We start from the raw sequence: 265 nt of genomic DNA on the forward strand, positions 1-265 counted from the left end.
TGCGCGCATTCGCTTGCAGAGGCTTCTGTCTCGCCGCCACGCCCGTCCCAGGCGTGTGCGCGTCGATGAGTACCACCAACGCACTATTTTGATCGCGTGGGGCCGTGTGCCCGCATGGACACACATGTACCCGCTGGCTCAGCTTCTTGGGCACAATCGCCCAGCACTTCGCGCAGCGTTGCGATGGCTTGAGTTGGCGCGTGTTGGCCAGATGCACCCGAGTACCAGCTTCTTCCGCTTTGTAACCAAGCATCTGATGCGCCAT

The 265-nt window shown here is 61.1% G+C and carries 1 protein-coding gene; it reads right to left on the bottom strand.

What is annotated here, in order from left to right; translation table 11 throughout:
* Window positions 1-265, bottom strand: a 265-nt coding sequence (locus PZA18_RS25645; RefSeq protein ID WP_407951223.1) for a zinc ribbon domain-containing protein, incomplete at its 3' end; no start/stop codon positions are given.

This window comes from Parachitinimonas caeni, from assembly GCF_030129945.1.
GTDB lineage: Bacteria > Pseudomonadota > Gammaproteobacteria > Burkholderiales > Chitinimonadaceae > Parachitinimonas > Parachitinimonas caeni.